The following is a 19,143-nucleotide window of genomic DNA, read 5'->3' as shown; positions in this document are numbered from 1 at the left end:
TTAGTCGTCCTACTAAAATGATTAAAAGTTACAAATTTAGATATAATTATGAATTAGATACGTCGGTTAGCGGCTGCGCAAAGCTACTTGTTTGTTCGTTTTGGCCAAACCAAGCTAGCTGTGAGTGCAAGGCGGCTACTTCGCCAATTATCAGTAACGCTGGTGAAACAATGCTATTGCGTTCAATTAAATCAGCAAGCTCACCTAATTGCCCCGTAACCACACGCTGATTTTTACGTGTGCCGTTTTCAATAATGGCAACCGGTGTGGCTGCGCTGCGGCCATGATTTAGCAGCTCAGCTTGAATGTGGGGTGATTTTATAACGCCCATGTAAATAGCTAAGGTTTGATGCGCTTTAGCCAGCGATTGCCAATCAAGTTCTTGACCATCTTTTTTACAATGCCCTGTTACAAATTGAATGGCCTGTGCGTGATCACGATGCGTAAGTGGAATACCTGCATACGCGCTACAACCTGCAGCTGCCGTAATACCCGGTACTATTTGATAACTTACGTTGTTGGCAGCCAGTACTTGTACTTCTTCACCGCCACGGCCGTAAATAAAGGGATCGCCCCCTTTAATACGGCACACTTTTTTGCCTTGCTTGGCAAAATCAACCAGCATTTGGTTGGTATCTTCTTGGGCTACACTATGATCGCCTAAACGTTTGCCTACGCATACTAGATCGGCATCACGGCGAACTAATTCCATAATTTCATCAGATACTAAGTAGTCGTATACTACGACGTCAGCTTGCTGCATTAGTTGCAGTGCTTTAAGGGTTAAAAGCTCAGGGTCGCCAGGGCCAGCACCTACTACATACACTTCGCCCTCTGGCTCTGCTTTGGCATCAAGCATTTGCTCTAGCTGCGCTTGTGCTGCATCGGTATTACCGGTTTGTACTTTGCTCACGACTGATGAATCAAACACGCCTTCCCAAAACTGGCGGCGGTCGGCAAAGTGTTTAAAGCGCTGTTTTACTTTATCTCTAAAGCTGCCAACTAAAGTAGCCAGTGGGCCAATGTGTTGTGGGATTAACGTTTCGAGCTTTTCACGTAAACGCCGTGCAAGTACTGGTGCGGTGCCTGCACTTGATATAGCAATGGTTATTGGGTCGCGATCTACTATTGATGGGAATATAAACGTACATTTAGGCTGGTCATCAACCACGTTTACAAACACGTTGCGTGCGTTTGCCAGCTCAAATACATTATTGTTTACTTCGTCTAAGTCTGTGGCTGCTATAACCAGCATTTTGCCATCAAGGTGCGACTCATCAAAATAGGCATCAATAAGCGTTACTTCGTTATTGTGGGCATGCTCTTTTAACTCGTCGCAAAACCAAGGTGCTACTAAGGTTACGTTTGCGCGAGCTTTTAAAAACGCGCGACACTTGCGTAATGCGACCTCTCCACCGCCAACAACCAAAACTGGCTTGTTGTCGAGTTTGGTAAAGATAGGTAAATACTGCACGTTTATAACACCCCTAAACAAATTCAAATATAAGAAAACGCTTTATTCTATTGGGCAGAATATAGCGGCTATCAATAAGTAAAAAATAATTAAAACCAAGTTGATATAACTAAAAGTTATAATTGGTGGCCTTTTTAGTCCTAAGACTTAGTTAACAAGGTATTGCGGGGGGTTACAAGTAAAATAACAAGCTTATAGTGTTTGGTTATGAGCTATAGCGAGATTACGTTAATTTGTTACTATGGCAGTAACATTAATTTATTGCCCAATAAATGGATTACTTATGACTGAACAATATGATAACGCTCAATTAGCTGTATCACTTATGGATTTAACGAGCCTAAATAGCTCAGATACTACGAGCGATATTCAACAGCTTATAAATAGCATAACCCCTAAGTTAGGCACGCCCGCTGCGGTATGCGTTTACAGTGATTTTGTGGACGATGCAAAAATTGCGTTAGCAGCACGAGAGCTTAATCAAGTTAAAGTAGCCACGGTTACTAACTTCCCAACGGGCGATGCACCGCTTAGCGACGTAATAAACGAAACGCTTATTGCTATTGAGCGCGGCGCCGATGAAATCGATTTAGTTATACCCTATAAAGCACTTATTGCCGGCGATGAGAACACCGTGCTTGAATATATACAGCAAAGTAAAAAAGCTTGCGGCACACAGGCCCAATTAAAAGTAATTATAGAAACCGGCGAGCTAAAAACGGATGAGTTAATCATTAAAGCAACTAACTTAGCTATTCAAGGTGGTGCCGACTTTGTAAAAACCAGCACAGGTAAAGTGGCTGTCAATGCGACACTTGAAGCAACAAAAGTGATGCTTAGTGCAATCAAGCAATCAGGTAAGCGCGTAGGCTTTAAAGCAGCTGGCGGTGTTAAAACAGTCGCCGATGCAAAGGACTATTTAGCACTAACATGTACAATAATGGGTGATGACTACTTACAGGCTGATACCTTTAGGTTTGGTGCCTCAAGCTTATTAAGTGATGTGTATAAAGTATTAGAGAAATAAACAAGGACAAATAATGAGAACAAGAAACTCAGGGATGCAAAGTTTAATCAATAACTTAGTTAAAGGTGCCATTGTGGCCGGAGTTGTTGTGTTTGGCTTAACTGCGTGTACTAACCCAAGCACGCCAGCAGGTGAAGAAGGGTATGTATACGAAAAGCCGCGCGTATTTGGTGAAGGTGGTTATCAAGGTACCATGAAGGGCCCTGCTAATTACGGTATGTCATTACTTCGAAACGAAGTGGTAAATATTGATATGAGGCCTAACACATACACTGAAAAATTTAGAATACTTGCTAATGATGACTTAAATATTAAATTTGATTTTCACGCAGTGATAGGAATTCAAAGTGGCTCGGTAAAAACAGTTGTAGAAGAGTACGGCGCTGAGAACTGGTATAAACGCTTTGTGCGTGAAACGTTTAGAACCTATGTACGCGATATTGTTCAAAAGTATGATAGCGGGCAGCTAAAAACCAACCGTGAAAAAATAGCTAAAGAGGTAAGCCTACGTTTGCAAAGTTATTTATTAACTACGCCGTTTAAATTAGCCAATGTAGTGGTGGGGGATATTAACTACCCCGCTATTGTTGCCAACGCGGTAGAGAAAAAACTCGCAGCGCAACAGCTATTAGCTGAAAAAGAAACGCAAAAAGAGATAGCCCGTAAAGATGCTGAAATAAGGGTTGAAGAAGCAAAGGGAATAGCGCAAGCTCAAAAAATTATCAACGCAACTTTAACGGCCAATTATTTACAACATGAAGCAATAAATGCACAAGCTAAAATGGCTGAGTCGCCAAATCATACAACTGTTTATATTCCGGTTGGAAATAACGGTGTGCCGTTGGTAAAAGGCGCTAATTAAGCCTTTTTATTATTAAGGACTTAATTGTTTATCGAGATTTTGCAATGTGGGTATCTTTTAGGCTTGTGTAAATGATTTGCGTAAGTATAATAGGCATCCACTTTGCAGGGGCGTAGTTCCAATTGGTAGAACAGCGGTCTCCAAAACCGACGGTTGGGAGTTCGAATCTCTCCGCCCCTGCCAATTTTACTTGTTAGTTGAGTAAGTCTGGGGTTAAAAATCGGTTTAAATAAGTCTGTTTTTAAGTTTAGATTTTAATGGATTAACCCTGCCATTGTGTAGGGTTGTTGTGTCTGTAGTTAGGGTAATAATATTATGAGCACGAATGTAGAAACACCATCAAGTGCGATGGAGTCAGTAAAGTGGTTAGTAGCTATCGCGCTACTTGCAGGCGCAGTTGTTGGTAATCACATGTTTGCAGATCAGTCTGTATTACTACGTGCTATTGGCGTTGTAATTGCAATAGCAGCTGGTTTAGGTATTGCCTCGCAAACATTTAAGGGACGTACTTTCCTTGCTTTCGCTAAAGAAGCACGCATTGAAGTACGCAAAGTAATTTGGCCAACGCGTCAAGAAACTACCCACACGACATTAATTGTAATGGTTGCAACAGTGATTATGGCGCTCATCCTTTGGGGATTAGATGGCATTTTATTCCGCGCTGTAGGCTTTTTAACTGGATTGGAGATCTGATCCCATGTCGGATGAGAACAAAGAAATTAAGTTACGTTGGTATGTAGTACAAGCTTTTTCGGGTTACGAAAAGCGTGTGGCACAAACGTTAACTGAACATATTAAAATCGAAGGCCTTGAAGAGAGCTTTGGTGAGATATTAGTACCAACTGAAGAAGTTGTTGAGATGCGCGCTGGTCAAAAGCGTAAATCTGAGCGTAAATTCTTTCCAGGTTACGTATTAGTACAAATGGATATGAACGATGCTAGCTGGCACTTAGTGAACAGCACAGAACGCGTAATGGGCTTTATTGGTGGTACTTCTGACCGTCCAGCGCCTATTAGCTCAAAAGAAGCTGATCGTATACTTAACCGCCTACAAGAAAATGCTGAAGCACCTAAACCTGCTACATTATTTGAACCAGGTGAAGTTGTACGCGTTACTGATGGCCCATTTGCAGACTTTAGCGGTGTGGTTGAAGAAGTTGACTACGAAAAGAGCCGCGTAAAAGTATCTGTACTTATTTTTGGTCGTTCTACGCCGGTTGAGCTTGAATTTGGTCAAGTTGAGCAAGATAAGTAATTGATTAAAAAAGCTTCGCCAAAGTTTTTATAAATTTTGGCACGAAGCTTGAAAAAGGCCGCTGATTAACTTATAATCAGCGGCCTTTTTGTATTAAGGTAAAAATTTATTTTTACTGTACAAAAAGTACGAAACCAATTTTTAAACTGGGAAGCCGTTAGAGTACGCGTCCTCGCGCGCACAAGGCTAAGACCCACCAAATGAGGTATTTATAATGGCTAAAAAAGTTGAAGCTTTAATCAAGCTACAAGTTGCCGCTGGTATGGCTAATCCTAGTCCTCCAGTAGGTCCTGCACTAGGTCAACACGGTGTAAACATCATGGAATTCTGTAAAGCGTTTAACGCACGTACAGAGTCTATCGAAAAAGGCGCTCCAGTTCCTGTAGTGATCTCTGTTTACGGTGACCGTTCATTTACGTTCGACATGAAAACGCCACCTGCTGCTTACTTACTTAAGAAAGCTGCTGGTATCAAGTCAGGCTCAGGCCGTCCTAACACTGATAAAGTAGGCACAGTAACTCGTGCTCAACTTGAAGAGATTGTTGAGACAAAACGAACTGACCTTACAGCTGCCGATATGGACGCAGCGGTTCGCACTATCGCAGGTTCTGCGCGTGCGATGGGCTTGAACGTAGAGGACTAAGAAATGGCTAAATTAACTAAACGTATGCGTACTATCCGCGAAAAAGTGGAAGTAACTAAAGATTACGAAATCAATGAAGCAGTTGCTCTTTTAAAAGAGTTAGCGACAGCTAAATTCGTAGAAAGTGTTGACGTTGCCGTTAACCTTGGTATCGATGCTCGTAAATCTGACCAAAACGTTCGTGGTGCAACTGTACTACCTAACGGTACTGGCCGTGACGTTCGTGTTGCTGTATTCACACAAGGCGCTAATGCAGAAGCTGCAAAAGAAGCCGGTGCTGAATTAGTAGGCATGGAAGATCTTGCTGAACTAGTTAAAAAAGGCGAGATGAACTTTGACGTTGTTGTTGCATCACCAGACGCTATGCGTGTTGTTGGTCAACTAGGTCAAATCTTAGGCCCACGTGGTCTAATGCCAAACCCTAAAACTGGTACTGTAACGCCTAACGTTGCAGAAGCAGTTAAAAATGCTAAAGCAGGTCAAGTACGTTACCGTAATGACAAAAATGGCATCATCCATACTACTATCGGTAAGGTTGATTTCACTGCTGAGCAACTTCAACAAAACCTTGAAGCTCTAATTGTTGCGCTTAAGAAGGCTAAACCTTCTCAAGCTAAAGGTGTTTACTTGAAAAAAGTAACTATCTCTACAACAATGGGCGCAGGTGTTTCTGTTGACCAAAACACTTTAAGCACAGTTGTAGCTTAATTTGGTGTTTACATGGCGCGAAATTTATACTATAATTTTGCGCCATTTTGTTGATTAATTTATTAATTGGCAAAGTAAAGAATTCGGGTTGAAGTCCATAATTTCGGTGCGCCTCTGGTAAGTCGATAAATTGGGCTTCCGTCCAAGACCGTAGGCGGTTTCGGCCTTAATGATTACCTACGTAGACGGTGTGAATCCCCAGATAGATTTTTCCTAATCCTTCTGGCTCTCGCCGTAAAAAGCATCTCCATCAGATATTTTGGTGGGGAAGAGTAAAAACAGGGAAGCCGAATGTCGGTAACCCCATTAAACCAGGAGTAACACCCATGGCTTTAAATCTTCAAGGCAAAAAAGCAATTGTTGCTGAAGTCAACGAAGCAGCCAATGGTGCTCTTTCTGCAGTTGTTGCAGATTCTCGTGGTGTAGCAGTAGGCGCAATTACAGCCCTTCGTAAAGAAGCTCGTGAAGCTGGTGTATGGATGAAAGTTGTTCGTAACACGCTAGCAAAACGTGCTGTTGAAGGTACTGAATTTGAATGTCTATCTGACTCGTTAGTTGGTCCAAGCTTAATCGCTTTCTCATCAGAGCACCCTGGTGCTGCTGCGCGTATCTTTTCAGATTTCGCGAAAAAGAATGAGAAATTTGAGCTTAAAACGGCCGCTTTTGAAGGTAACATCGTAGACGCAGCAATGCTTGCTACATTACCTACATACGACGAAGCTGTTGCACGCTTAATGAGCGCTATGAAAGAAGCGTCTGCTGGCAAATTGTGTAAAACAATTGAAGCAGTACGTGTACAGAAAGAAGAGCAAGCTGCTTAATTTTAAGCTGTTTAACCTCCCTTTCGGTGTAAAATTTATTTGGACCTAGAGTCCGTTAATTATTAGGAAATTTGTAATGTCTGTAACTAAAGACCAAATCCTTGACGCAATTGCTGAAATGTCAGTAATGGACGTTGTTGCTCTTATCGAAGCAATGGAAGAAAAATTCGGCGTAACTGCTGCAGCTGCAATGGTAGCTGGTCCAGCTGCTGAAGCTGCTGAAGAGAAAACAGAGTTTGACGTAATCCTTACTGGCGCTGGCGCTAACAAGGTTGCTGCAATCAAAGCTGTTCGTAGCGCAACTGGCCTTGGCCTTAAAGAAGCGAAAGCGCTTGTTGAAGCTGCTCCTGCACCTATCAAAGAAGGTGTATCTAAAGAAGAAGCTGAAGCACTTCAAAAAGACCTTACTGAAGCTGGTGCTGAAGTTGAGGTTAAGTAATTTAGCTTTTGCTAAGTTCGCTGCCTGAGAAATCAGGCAAGGGCTGGTGATTATTTAATCACCGGCCTTTTTGCGCTATAGAGCGATGTATTCCTATAGCTCAAATAAAATCTGATTTTCTCTTTACTTTCAACGCTTTATAGTTTGCTAGTGTTGTGAAGGGGAGTTTATTAGAACAACAATTAAATGTTGTAAATCTTGGCTTAGATGCCAGTTAAGTCTGTTCTTACAAGAACAGGTCGGGTCAAAGATCAGCAAGCTGAGGAACCCCATGGCTTACTCTTATTCTGAAAAGAAACGTATCCGTAAGGATTTTGGTAAACGTCCACAAGTTTTGGATATACCTTTCTTACTGTCGACGCAGTTAGAATCGTTTAAAAAATTCTTAGTCCCGGACGCTGATGGCGATCATGGTTTGGAAGCTGCCTTCCGTTCTGTGTTCCCAATTAAAAGCTACTCGGGAAATTCTGAGCTTCAATACGTAAGTTATCGTATTGGTGAGCCAGTATTCGATGTAAAAGAATGTCAAATTCGCGGTGTGACTTATTCTGCTCCACTTCGCGTGAAACTGCGTCTTGTAGTTATGGACAAAGAAGCTCCAGGCACAGTTAAAGACATTAAAGAGCAAGAAGTTTACATGGGCGAAATTCCGCTCATGACCGATACCGGTACTTTTGTAATCAATGGTACAGAGCGTGTTATCGTTTCTCAGCTACACCGTAGCCCTGGTGTATTCTTTGATAACGACCGCGGTAAAACCCATTCATCGGGTAAAGTATTATATAACGCTCGCGTTATACCTTACCGTGGTTCATGGTTAGACTTCGAATTTGATGCAAAAGATAACCTATACGTTCGTATTGACCGTCGTCGTAAATTACCGGCGTCTATCATTTTACGTGCACTAGAGTATTCTAGCGAACAAATCCTAGATATGTTCTTCGATAACACTGCGTTTGAAGTAACTGACGGTAAAGTTCTTATGGAACTTGTACCTTCACGTTTACGTGGTGAAACTGCCGCTTTTGATATCAAAGGCGAAGACGGTGAAGTACTTGTTGAAGCGGGTCGTCGTATTACGGCACGTCATATCAAGAGCATCGAGAAGAAAGGCATTAATCAATTAGAAGTACCACATGAGTACATCATTGGCCGTATTGTAGCTAAAAACTATGTTGATGAGTCAACAGGTGAAGTGATTGCAAACGCTAATGACGAGCTATCTCTAGAATTGATGGCTGAATTGGTTAAAGCTGGTCACACTAAAATTGATACGTTATATATCAATGAAGTGGACAGCGGTGCTTACATGTCAAATACATTAAACATTGACTCTTCAAGCAACCGTTTAGAAGCATTAGTAGAAATTTATCGCATGATGCGCCCAGGCGAGCCACCGACGAAAGACGCGGCTGAAGCCTTATTTGAGAACTTGTTCTTCTCTGAAGAGCGTTATGACTTATCTACTGTAGGTCGTATGAAGTTCAACAGCCGTGTTGGTTATGATACTGATACAGGCCCTGGCACATTAAATAAAGAAGACATCGTGTCTGTTATGAAAGTATTAATTGCTATTCGTAACGGTCAAGGCGATGTTGATGATATTGACCACTTAGGCAACCGTCGTATACGTAGTGTTGGCGAAATGGCTGAGAACCAATTCCGTGTAGGTTTAGTACGTGTAGAACGTGCTGTACGTGAGCGTTTAAGCTTAGGTGACCTTGACGCGATAATGCCACAAGATCTTATTAACGCTAAGCCTATTTCGGCAGCGGTTAAAGAGTTCTTCGGCTCGTCTCAGTTATCACAGTTTATGGACCAAAATAACCCGCTATCAGAAGTAACGCATAAGCGTCGTATTTCTGCATTAGGTCCGGGCGGTCTAACTCGTGAACGCGCTGGCTTTGAAGTACGTGACGTTCACGTAACTCACTACGGTCGCGTATGTCCAATCGAGACTCCTGAGGGTCCAAACATCGGTCTAATTAACTCATTGTCTACGTACGCACGTACAAATGACTATGGTTTCTTAGAAACACCTTACCGCAAAGTGGTAGACGGTGTTGTAACTGATGAAGTTGATTACTTATCAGCCATTGAAGAAGGTCAGTTTGTTATCGCACAGGCGAACTCAAACTTAACTGAAACCAATGAGTTTGTTGATGAACTTATTCCATGTCGTCACAAAGGTGAATCTACCTTTATGGGTCGTATGGATCAGCAATATATGGATGTATCACCACAACAGGTGATCTCTGTAGCGGCAGCACTTATCCCGTTCTTAGAACACGATGATGCTAACCGTGCATTGATGGGTTCAAACATGCAACGTCAAGCAGTACCAACATTGAAAGCGGATAAGCCGTTAGTAGGTACTGGTATTGAGTTAACACTAGCAAAAGATTCTGGTGTAACGATTGTTGCTAAACGTGGTGGTGAAGTAATGTATGCTGACGCAAGTCGCATCGTTGTAAACGTACATGAAGAAGAACGCATTCCAGGTGAAGCGGGCATCGACATCTACAACTTAACCAAATACACACGTTCTAACCAAAATACATGTATTAACCAAAAACCAACTTGTATGGTTGGCGAACCGGTTACTCGTGGTGACGTGTTAGCAGATGGTCCTTCGACTGACTTAGGTGATTTAGCCCTTGGTCAAAACCTTCGCGTGGCATTCATGCCATGGAACGGTTACAACTTCGAGGATTCAATCTTACTATCAGAGCGCGTAGTTGAAGAAGATCGTCTAACGACTATTCATATTCAAGAACTACAGTGTGTTGCCCGTGATACTAAATTAGGTCCTGAAGAGATCACTGCAGATATTCCGAATGTGGGAGAGTCTGCACTAGGCAAGCTTGATGAATCAGGCGTTGTTTATATTGGTGCTGAAGTTAAAGGCGGCGATATCCTAGTAGGTAAAGTGACTCCGAAAGGCGAGACGCAATTAACACCTGAAGAGAAGCTACTGCGTGCTATCTTCGGCGAAAAAGCGTCTGACGTTAAAGACAGCTCTTTACGTGTACCAAACTCTGTAACTGGTACTGTAATTGACGTACAAGTTTTCACCCGCGATGGTGTTGAAAAAGATAAACGTGCGTTAGAAGTTGAAGATATGCAGCTTCGCGAAGCGAAGAAAGACTTCAACGAAGAGTTCCGCATTTTAGAAGCTGGCGTTTTAGGACGTGCTCGCAAGTTACTTGTGAATTCAGGCTTCGAAGAAAGCAACTTAGCGTCAATGAATGCTGAAAAGCTACTTACTCAAAGCCTTGCTGAAGAAGACAAGCAAGCTGAACTTGAGCAATTAGCATCTCAGTACGATGAGCTTAAAGCTGAATACGATAAGAAGTTTGAAAATAAACGTCGTAAAATTACTCAGGGTGATGACTTAGCACCAGGCGTACTTAAGATTGTTAAAGTATACCTAGCTGTTAAACGTCGTATCCAACCAGGTGATAAAATGGCGGGTCGTCACGGTAACAAAGGTGTTATCTCGACTATCGTACCAGTAGAAGATATGCCATACGATGATAAAGGTCGTACGGTAGATATCGTACTGAATCCACTAGGTGTACCATCACGAATGAACATCGGTCAGATCCTTGAAACACACATGGGTCTAGCTGCACGTGGTATTGGTGAGCGCTTAGAGGAAATGATGAAGGAACAACGTGAGCTTCATGAGCTACGTGAATTCATCAAGCAAGCTTACGAAATCGGTGAATCTCGTCAAGAAGTAGATATTGCAAGCTTCTCTGATGATGAAATTCGTCGTTTAGCTGAAAACTTAAAAGGTGGTTTACCAATCGCTACTCCTGCATTTGATGGCGCGAAAGAAAACGAAATCAAAGACATGTTAGAGCTTGGTGGATACCCGAGAAGTGGTCAGGTTACACTCTATGATGGCCGTACTGGCGATCAGTTTGAACGTCAAGTAACTGTAGGTTACATGTACATGCTTAAACTTAACCACTTGGTTGATGACAAGATGCACGCACGTTCTACTGGTTCTTACAGCCTTGTTACTCAGCAGCCGCTGGGTGGTAAAGCACAGTTCGGTGGCCAGCGTTTTGGTGAGATGGAAGTATGGGCACTTGAAGCTTACGGTGCTGCTTACACTCTACAAGAAATGCTAACAGTGAAATCGGATGACGTGAACGGTCGTACTAAGATGTATAAAAACATCGTTGATGGTAACCATAAAATGGAACCAGGTATGCCAGAATCGTTCAACGTATTGTTGAAAGAAATCCGCTCACTGGGTATCAACATCGAGTTGGAAGAAAATTAAGCCAATTAGATGCTGCAGTTAACCCTGCAGCATCTGTTACGGCTGAATAGAATGTAGGGACGAGACTACCCGTCCTCAAGATTAACTCCGACAGGAGAGCTAAGGTGAAAGACTTACTTAAGTTTCTGAAGCAACAAAATAAGACCGAAGAATTCGATGCAATTCGCATAGGTCTTGCTTCACCAGACATGGTTCGTTCATGGTCATACGGTGAAGTAAAGAAACCTGAGACTATTAACTACCGTACTTTCAAGCCTGAGCGCGATGGCTTATTCTGTGCCCGTATTTTCGGCCCAGTGAAAGATTATGAGTGTTTATGTGGTAAATATAAACGCCTTAAACACCGTGGTGTGATCTGTGAGAAGTGTGGCGTTGAAGTTACACTTACTAAAGTGCGTCGTGATCGTATGGGTCATATCGACCTTGCGAGCCCAGTAGCACATATATGGTTTTTAAAATCATTACCGTCACGTATCGGCTTAATGCTTGATATGACGCTTCGTGATATTGAACGTGTTCTTTACTTCGAATCATTCGTAGTAACTGAGCCTGGTATGACTACGCTTGAACGTGGTCAGCTTTTAGGTGAAGAAGAATACCTAGATTCATTAGAAGAGCATGGTGATGAATTTGAAGCTAAGATGGGTGCTGAAGCAGTATTAGATTTGCTTCGTGAACTTGATCTTGGCCAATTAATTGCAGAAATGCGTGAAGAGTTACCAACAATTAACTCTGAAACTAAGCGTAAGAAGATCACTAAACGTCTTAAATTAATGGAATCGTTCCACCAATCAGGTAATAACCCTGAGTGGATGATCATGACAGTACTTCCAGTATTGCCACCTGATCTACGTCCATTAGTACCACTAGACGGTGGTCGTTTTGCGACTTCTGATCTAAATGACCTTTACCGTCGTGTTATTAACCGTAATAACCGTCTTAAGCGTCTATTAGATTTAGCTGCACCAGATATTATCGTACGCAATGAAAAACGTATGTTACAAGAAGCGGTAGATGCGCTACTTGATAACGGTCGTCGTGGTCGTGCTATAACAGGTTCTAACAAACGTCCTCTTAAATCTCTTGCTGATATGATCAAGGGTAAGCAAGGTCGTTTCCGTCAGAACTTACTTGGTAAGCGTGTAGATTACTCTGGCCGTTCTGTAATCACGGTTGGTCCTACACTTAAGCTTCATCAATGTGGTCTTCCTAAGAAGATGGCACTTGAGTTATTCAAACCATTTATCTATGGCAAACTAGAGCGTCGCGGCATGGCTACGACAATCAAAGCTGCTAAGAAGATGGTTGAACGTGAAGTAGCGGAAGTATGGGATGTATTAGACGAAGTAATTCGTGAACATCCAGTATTACTTAACCGTGCACCAACACTTCACCGTTTGGGTATCCAAGCGTTTGAACCTGTGCTTATCGAAGGTAAAGCGATCCATTTACACCCATTAGTATGTGCGGCTTACAACGCCGATTTCGATGGTGACCAAATGGCGGTACACGTACCGTTAACAATCGAAGCGCAGCTTGAAGCACGTGCACTAATGATGTCTACAAACAACATCTTATCTCCTGCGAATGGTGAGCCAATCATCGTTCCTTCACAGGATGTTGTATTAGGTCTTTACTACATGACGCGCGATCGCATTAATGCGAAAGGCGAAGGCATTGTATTTAAAGATCCTAAAGAAGCAGAAAAAGCATACCGTAGCGGTAATGCAGAACTTCACGCTCGCGTGAAAGTGCGTATTAGCCAATCAGTTAAGAACGAAGACGGTGTAGTAGAAGATACTATTACTATCATCGACACTACTGTTGGTCGTGCGATTCTGTCTCTAATTTTACCTAAAGGTATGCCGTTTGAGTCAATCAACCAAGCATTAGGTAAAAAGCAGATTTCTAGCTTATTAAACGAGTGTTACCGTCGTCTAGGTCTAAAAGACACTGTTGTGTTTGCTGACCAAGTTATGTACACCGGTTTCCACTACGCAATGAAGTCAGGTGTTTCAATTGGTATTGATGACTTAGTTATCCCGCCAGTTAAAGCACAGATCATTGAATCAGCTGAGGCTGAAGTAACTGAAATCAACCAACAATTCCAATCAGGTCTTGTAACGGCTGGTGAAAAGTACAATAAAGTTATCGATATCTGGTCACGTGTAAACGAAAACTTATCACGTGAAATGATGGCCAACTTGTCAAAAGACATGGTTATTAATGCTAAAGGTGAAGAAGAAGAGCAACCGTCATTTAACTCAGTGTTTATGATGGCCGACTCTGGTGCTCGTGGTAGTGCCGCTCAGATCCGTCAGCTAGCAGGTATGCGTGGTCTAATGGCACGTCCAGATGGTTCAATCATCGAGACGCCAATCACGGCTAACTTCCGTGAAGGTCTAAACGTACTTCAGTACTTCATCTCAACGCACGGTGCGCGTAAAGGTCTTGCCGATACAGCACTGAAAACAGCGAACTCGGGTTACCTAACGCGTCGTTTAGTCGACGTTGCACAAGATTTGGTAATCAACGAAGACGACTGTGGCACAGAAGATGGCTTAACAATGAAACCGCTTATTGAAGGTGGTGATGTTGTAGAAGCACTTCGTGAACGTGTTCTTGGTCGTGTTGTTGCTGAAGATATCGTTATTCCAGGTACTAACACAGTACTTGTTGAACGTAATATCATGCTTGACGAAAAACTGTGTGACCTTTTAGAAGAGCACTCAGTAGATGAAGTTCGCGTACGATCAGTTATCACATGTGATAACGACTTTGGTGTATGTGCTAAGTGTTATGGTCGTGACCTTGCACGTGGTCATATCATCAACGCGGGTGAATCTGTAGGTGTTATCGCGGCGCAGTCAATCGGTGAGCCGGGTACACAGCTTACGATGCGTACATTCCACATCGGTGGTGCGGCATCAAGAGCGTCAGCTGAAAATAATGTACAAGTTAAAACTAACGGTACATTAAAACTGCACAACGCTAAATACGTATTAAACACAGACGGTAAGATTGTTATTACCTCACGTTCTACTGAGATCACTATCATTGATAGCTATGGTCGTGAAAAAGAGCGTTATAAAGTACCTTACGGTGCGGTATTAACAGTGCAAGACAATGCTGAAGTTCAAGGTAACGACATTGTTGCTACTTGGGACCCGCATAGTCACCCAATTGTTCTTGAGCATAAGTCAAAAGTATCGTTCAGCGATATCGATGACTCAAATACAGAGACACAAACCGATGAACTAACCGGTTTAACTCGTATTGTTGTTAAAGACCTTGCTAAAGCCAATGCGAAAGAGCCTAAGCTTATCATCGAAAGTGAAGAGCGCGGTCTGCAAGAAACACGTTTACCTTCATTCACTACTATTGAAGTGACAGATGGTGCGACTGCAAACCCTGGTGACGTGTTAGCACGTATTCCACAAGAAGGTTCGAAAACTCGTGATATCACGGGTGGTCTACCACGCGTAGCCGACTTATTTGAAGCGCGTAAACCTAAAGAGCCAGCTATCTTAGCTGAGATCACAGGTACTATTAGCTTCGGTAAAGAAACTAAAGGTAAGAAGCGTTTAGTTATTACTCCAGCTGAAGGCGATCATTACGAAGAAATGATTCCTAAGTGGCGTCAACTTAACGTGTTTGAAGGTGAGCAAGTGTCTAAAGGTGAAGTTATCGCCGATGGTCCTGAATCACCACATGACATCTTACGCCTACGTGGTGTGACTCATGTTGCTAACTACATCGTTAACGAAGTGCAAGAGGTTTACCGTTTGCAAGGCGTTAAGATCAATGACAAGCACATTGAAACAATTATCCGTCAGATGATCCGTAAATGTACAATTATACACGGTGGTGATACTGAGTTCTTAGCGGGTGAGCAAATTGAAGTAGCTCGCGTTAATATCGCTAATCGTGACCTTGAAAAACAAGGTAAAATCCCAGCGAAGTTTGAAATACAACTTATGGGTATCACGAAAGCATCACTTGCAACAGAATCTTTCATCTCAGCAGCGTCTTTCCAAGAAACAACACGTGTTCTTACAGATGCAGCAGTGAATGGTAAGAGCGATGAGCTTCGCGGTCTGAAAGAAAACGTAATAGTGGGTCGTTTGATCCCAGCCGGAACCGGTTTTGCGTATCACCAGGATCGCATGGCACGTCGTAAGCAAAGTTTAGTTGTTGAAGAGCAAACAGTAAGTGCAGAAGAGGCAACTCAAGCACTAACTGATGCTTTAAACGCTGATTTGTCTGGAAATCAATAAACTGTTCTTAATCAATAGATTAAGTGATAGTAAGGCAGATATATTCTGTCTTGCTATCAGTTTAGGTTGACAGGTTAAACTTTGCTCATTAAAATTCCGCCACCCATTTACTTGCATGTATGTTACAAGCTTGTAAAAAGGGCGGATTTTTTTATTTTTTTCAGTAGTAATTTTAATTTCAGGAGCTATTTAAATGGCAACTATTAACCAGCTAGTGCGTAAGCCACGTCGTAGCAAGGTTACTAAAAGTAACTCAGCTGCGCTTAAAGCGTGTCCGCAAAAGCGTGGTGTATGTACTCGCGTATATACAACTACACCTAAGAAACCAAACTCGGCGTTACGTAAAGTAGCTCGTGTACGTTTAACTAACGGTTTCGAAGTAACTTCATACATTGGTGGTGAAGGTCATAACCTTCAAGAGCATAGTGTAATCCTAATCCGTGGTGGTCGTGTTAAAGATTTACCAGGTGTGCGTTTTCACACTGTACGTGGTGCACTTGACTGTGCAGGCGTTAGCGACCGTCGTCAAGCTCGTTCTAAATACGGTGCAAAACGCCCTAAAGGCTAATTGTTTTCCGTTAGTAAGGCCAAGCACTAAATATTATTAATTATTGTTTTGGGTGATTGTTCCAAAAGGACAAACCTGAATAAACCGGAGATACAAAATGCCTAGAAGACGCGTAATAGGTCAACGTAAAATTCTTCCAGATCCTAAGTTCGGATCGGAACTTCTTGCTAAATTCGTTAACATCGTAATGTTAGACGGCAAGAAATCTACTGCTGAAAAAATTGTTTATGGTGCGCTAGACGTGGCTGCTGAGAAATCAGGCAAGTCGCACCTAGAAATCTTTGAAACTGCACTTGATAACATCCGTCCACAGGTAGAGGTTAAATCTCGCCGTGTTGGTGGTTCAACTTATCAAGTACCAGTTGAAGTACGTCCAGTACGTCGCAACGCATTAGGTATGCGTTGGTTAGTAGACGCTGCACGTAAGCGTGGCGAAAAATCTATGGGCTTACGTTTAGCTCAAGAAATCGTTGACGCTGCTGACAACAAAGGCACTGCGGTTAAGAAACGTGAAGACGTTCACCGTATGGCTGAAGCGAATAAAGCATTCGCACATTACCGTTGGTAATCTGTCCTTAACCTTTAAGAGGATCATATGGCACGTACAACTCCACTTGAGCGCTACCGTAATATCGGCATAGTAGCTCACGTAGATGCAGGCAAAACCACCACAACAGAACGTGTTCTGTTCTACACGGGTCTTTCTCATAAGATCGGTGAAGTACATGATGGCGCCGCAACTATGGATTGGATGGAGCAGGAACAAGAGCGTGGTATCACAATCACTTCTGCTGCAACAACGTGTTTCTGGAAAGGGATGGACGCTCAATTTGACGACCATCGTATCAATATTATTGATACTCCAGGACACGTAGATTTCACTATCGAAGTAGAGCGTTCTTTACGCGTATTAGATGGTGCGGTAGTTGTTCTTTGTGCTTCATCAGGTGTACAGCCGCAAACTGAGACAGTTTGGCGTCAAGCGAACAAATACGAAGTTCCGAGAATGATCTTCGTAAATAAAATGGATCGCACGGGCGCTGACTTCTTAACGGTTGTTAGCCAGGTGAAATCTCGTCTTGGAGCAACGCCTGTTCCAATCCAGTTGCCAATTGGCGCTGAAGACGACTTTAAAGGTGTAATTGACCTTATAAAAATGAAAGCCATTAACTGGAACCAAGCGGACCAAGGTATGACTTTCTCTTATGAGGCAATACCGGCAGAACTTCAAGAGTTAGCTGAAGAATGGCACTCTCATTTAGTTGAAAGTGCAGCTGAAGCCTCTGAAGAACTAATGGATAAGTACTTAGAAGGTGAAGAGTTAAGTGAAGCAGAGATTAAATCTGCTTTACGTCAACGCACATTAGCGAACGAGATTGTTCCCATTACGTGTGGTAGCGCATTTAAAAACAAAGGCGTTCAAGCTGTGCTTGATGGCGTTGTTGAGTACATGCCAGCACCAACACAAGTGAAACAAATCCAAGGTATCTTAGAAAATGGTACTGAGGAAGAACGTCCAGCTGATGATAAAGCGCCGTTTGCTGCACTCGCATTTAAGATTGCAACAGACCCGTTTGTTGGCACTTTAACCTTTTTCCGTGTTTACTCTGGTACTGTTAAACAGGGTGACGCGGTTTATAACCCAGTTAAAAGTAAGCGTGAGCGACTTGGCCGTATCGTACAGATGCATTCAAACTCACGTGAAGAGATCAAAGAAGTTTACGCAGGCGACATCGCGGCAGCTATTGGTCTTAAAGACGTAACAACAGGTGAAACACTGTGTGATCCGAATTCTATTATTACGCTTGAGCGTATGGAATTCCCTGAACCAGTTATCTCTGTTGCGGTTGAGCCTCGCACAATCGCTGACCAAGATAAGATGGGCATCGCGCTAGGTAAACTAGCGGCAGAAGATCCTTCTTTTCGCGTACAAACTGACGAAGAATCAGGCCAGACTATAATCTCTGGCATGGGTGAGCTTCACCTAGATATCATTGTCGACCGTATGAAACGTGAATTCAGTGTTGAATGTAACGTTGGTAAGCCGCAGGTTGCCTACCGAGAAGCTATTCGTTCAACTGTTGAAGTTGAAGGGAAGTTTATACGTCAATCAGGTGGTCGTGGTCAATATGGTCACGTCTGGGTTAAACTTGAACCGATGGATATTTCGGATGATGAAGCACCAACTTATGAGTTCGTTAACGAAACGGTAGGTGGTTCTGTTCCTAAAGAATTTATCCCTGCGGTAGACAAAGGTCTCCAAGAGCAAATGTCTCAAGGTGTACTGGCAGGCTACCCATTACTTGGCGTTAAAGCGACTCTATATGATGGTTCATTCCATGATGTAGATTCGAATGAAATGGCATTTAAAGTAGCAGGTTCAATGGCAATGAGAAACGGGGCGCTAGAAGCTGACCCTGTATTATTAGAGCCAATGATGAAGGTTGAAGTAATCACTCCTGACTCAAACATGGGTGATGTAGTTGGCGACCTTAACCGTCGTCGCGGCATGATCGAAGGCATGGAAGATGCAATAGGTGGACTTAAGCAAATTAATGCTCAAGTTCCTCTTTCTGAAATGTTTGGTTATGCAACTGCTTTACGATCTGCAACACAGGGCCGTGCCTCATACTCTATGGAGTTTCTGAAGTACGCTGAAGCCTCTAAACAGGTTGCAGATACAATAATTTCAGCTCGCGCTGTAATATGATTTTAGCTTGTCTGGCTCAATAGTGGGTCAGGCTTTAATTTCTTAATTAGGAATTTTTTAAG

General features: G+C 42.7%; 14 protein-coding genes and 1 tRNA gene. 14 read left to right on the top strand and 1 reads right to left on the bottom strand.

The window, feature by feature from the left end:
- Positions 1-46 precede the first annotated feature (46 nt).
- Positions 47-1,474, bottom strand: a complete 1,428-nt coding sequence (cysG, locus tag J8L71_RS13055) for a siroheme synthase CysG (protein ID WP_211000919.1) — start codon at positions 1,472-1,474, stop codon at positions 47-49.
- A gap of 283 nt (positions 1,475-1,757) precedes the next feature.
- On the opposite strand from cysG, the gene deoC reads away from it, so the two are divergent.
- The 14 genes from deoC to fusA all read left to right on the top strand — a co-directional run bounded on the left by deoC (position 1,758) and on the right by fusA (position 19,081).
- On the top strand, positions 1,758-2,501 hold the full coding sequence (deoC, locus tag J8L71_RS13050; protein ID WP_211000918.1) for a deoxyribose-phosphate aldolase: 744 nt from the start codon (positions 1,758-1,760) through the stop codon (positions 2,499-2,501).
- Between the two features lie 13 nt (positions 2,502-2,514).
- Complete coding sequence (locus J8L71_RS13045; protein WP_211000917.1) at positions 2,515-3,363, top strand: SPFH domain-containing protein; 849 nt, start codon at positions 2,515-2,517, stop codon at positions 3,361-3,363.
- Between the two features lie 106 nt (positions 3,364-3,469).
- Positions 3,470-3,546, top strand: a tRNA-Trp gene (locus J8L71_RS13040).
- A 132-nt stretch (positions 3,547-3,678) separates the two neighbouring features.
- Entirely contained in the window at positions 3,679-4,056 is a 378-nt protein-coding gene (gene secE, locus J8L71_RS13035) for a preprotein translocase subunit SecE (RefSeq protein ID WP_058549280.1), read from the top strand.
- Positions 4,057-4,060: 4 nt separating this feature from the next.
- Positions 4,061-4,618 (top strand): transcription termination/antitermination protein NusG, encoded by a 558-nt coding sequence (nusG, locus tag J8L71_RS13030; RefSeq protein ID WP_006791264.1) that lies wholly within the window; start codon positions 4,061-4,063, stop codon positions 4,616-4,618.
- Positions 4,619-4,832: 214 nt separating this feature from the next.
- Positions 4,833-5,261, top strand: coding sequence for a 50S ribosomal protein L11 (rplK, locus tag J8L71_RS13025; protein ID WP_002958879.1), 429 nt, complete (start codon positions 4,833-4,835; stop codon positions 5,259-5,261).
- Positions 5,262-5,264: 3 nt separating this feature from the next.
- The gene (gene rplA, locus J8L71_RS13020) at positions 5,265-5,969 is read left to right on the top strand and encodes a 50S ribosomal protein L1 (RefSeq protein WP_058549282.1); all 705 of its coding nucleotides are present in this window, start codon (positions 5,265-5,267) and stop codon (positions 5,967-5,969) included.
- Positions 5,970-6,295: 326 nt separating this feature from the next.
- The gene (gene rplJ / locus J8L71_RS13015; protein ID WP_004588207.1) at positions 6,296-6,790 is read left to right on the top strand and encodes a 50S ribosomal protein L10; all 495 of its coding nucleotides are present in this window, start codon (positions 6,296-6,298) and stop codon (positions 6,788-6,790) included.
- Positions 6,791-6,866: 76 nt separating this feature from the next.
- A complete protein-coding gene (gene rplL / locus J8L71_RS13010; RefSeq protein ID WP_211000916.1) occupies positions 6,867-7,229 on the top strand; it encodes a 50S ribosomal protein L7/L12 in 363 nt (120 codons plus the stop codon).
- 271 nt (positions 7,230-7,500) lie between these two features.
- Positions 7,501-11,526: a DNA-directed RNA polymerase subunit beta gene (gene rpoB / locus J8L71_RS13005; RefSeq protein WP_211000915.1), complete on the top strand. Its 4,026-nt coding sequence runs from the start codon at positions 7,501-7,503 to the stop codon at positions 11,524-11,526.
- 104 nt (positions 11,527-11,630) lie between these two features.
- Positions 11,631-15,803, top strand: coding sequence for a DNA-directed RNA polymerase subunit beta' (gene rpoC, locus J8L71_RS13000; protein ID WP_211000914.1), 4,173 nt, complete (start codon positions 11,631-11,633; stop codon positions 15,801-15,803).
- Between the two features lie 193 nt (positions 15,804-15,996).
- Entirely contained in the window at positions 15,997-16,371 is a 375-nt protein-coding gene (gene rpsL / locus J8L71_RS12995; RefSeq protein ID WP_002958885.1) for a 30S ribosomal protein S12, read from the top strand.
- A gap of 97 nt (positions 16,372-16,468) precedes the next feature.
- Positions 16,469-16,939 (top strand): 30S ribosomal protein S7, encoded by a 471-nt coding sequence (gene rpsG, locus J8L71_RS12990; RefSeq protein WP_010392135.1) that lies wholly within the window; start codon positions 16,469-16,471, stop codon positions 16,937-16,939.
- Between the two features lie 27 nt (positions 16,940-16,966).
- A complete protein-coding gene (fusA, locus tag J8L71_RS12985) occupies positions 16,967-19,081 on the top strand; it encodes an elongation factor G (protein WP_211000913.1) in 2,115 nt (704 codons plus the stop codon).
- Positions 19,082-19,143 lie beyond the last annotated feature (62 nt).

This window comes from Pseudoalteromonas sp. MMG007 (assembly GCF_018100985.1).
Classification (GTDB): domain Bacteria; phylum Pseudomonadota; class Gammaproteobacteria; order Enterobacterales; family Alteromonadaceae; genus Pseudoalteromonas.
Note: the sequence above shows the minus strand (reverse complement) of the source record. Positions and strands in the feature narration are given on the sequence as shown.

What these genes read in the sequence shown, in the direction of transcription:
- deoC (WP_211000918.1), top strand. Translation starts at nt 1,758, where the DNA reads ATGACTGAACAATATGATAACGCTCAATTAGCTGTATCACTTATGGAT.
- J8L71_RS13045 (WP_211000917.1), top strand. Translation starts at nt 2,515, where the DNA reads ATGAGAACAAGAAACTCAGGGATGCAAAGTTTAATCAATAACTTAGTT.
- secE (WP_058549280.1), top strand. Translation starts at nt 3,679, where the DNA reads ATGAGCACGAATGTAGAAACACCATCAAGTGCGATGGAGTCAGTAAAG.
- nusG (WP_006791264.1), top strand. Translation starts at nt 4,061, where the DNA reads ATGTCGGATGAGAACAAAGAAATTAAGTTACGTTGGTATGTAGTACAA.
- rplK (WP_002958879.1), top strand. Translation starts at nt 4,833, where the DNA reads ATGGCTAAAAAAGTTGAAGCTTTAATCAAGCTACAAGTTGCCGCTGGT.
- rplA (WP_058549282.1), top strand. Translation starts at nt 5,265, where the DNA reads ATGGCTAAATTAACTAAACGTATGCGTACTATCCGCGAAAAAGTGGAA.
- rplJ (WP_004588207.1), top strand. Translation starts at nt 6,296, where the DNA reads ATGGCTTTAAATCTTCAAGGCAAAAAAGCAATTGTTGCTGAAGTCAAC.
- rplL (WP_211000916.1), top strand. Translation starts at nt 6,867, where the DNA reads ATGTCTGTAACTAAAGACCAAATCCTTGACGCAATTGCTGAAATGTCA.
- rpoB (WP_211000915.1), top strand. Translation starts at nt 7,501, where the DNA reads ATGGCTTACTCTTATTCTGAAAAGAAACGTATCCGTAAGGATTTTGGT.
- rpsL (WP_002958885.1), top strand. Translation starts at nt 15,997, where the DNA reads ATGGCAACTATTAACCAGCTAGTGCGTAAGCCACGTCGTAGCAAGGTT.
- rpsG (WP_010392135.1), top strand. Translation starts at nt 16,469, where the DNA reads ATGCCTAGAAGACGCGTAATAGGTCAACGTAAAATTCTTCCAGATCCT.
- fusA (WP_211000913.1), top strand. Translation starts at nt 16,967, where the DNA reads ATGGCACGTACAACTCCACTTGAGCGCTACCGTAATATCGGCATAGTA.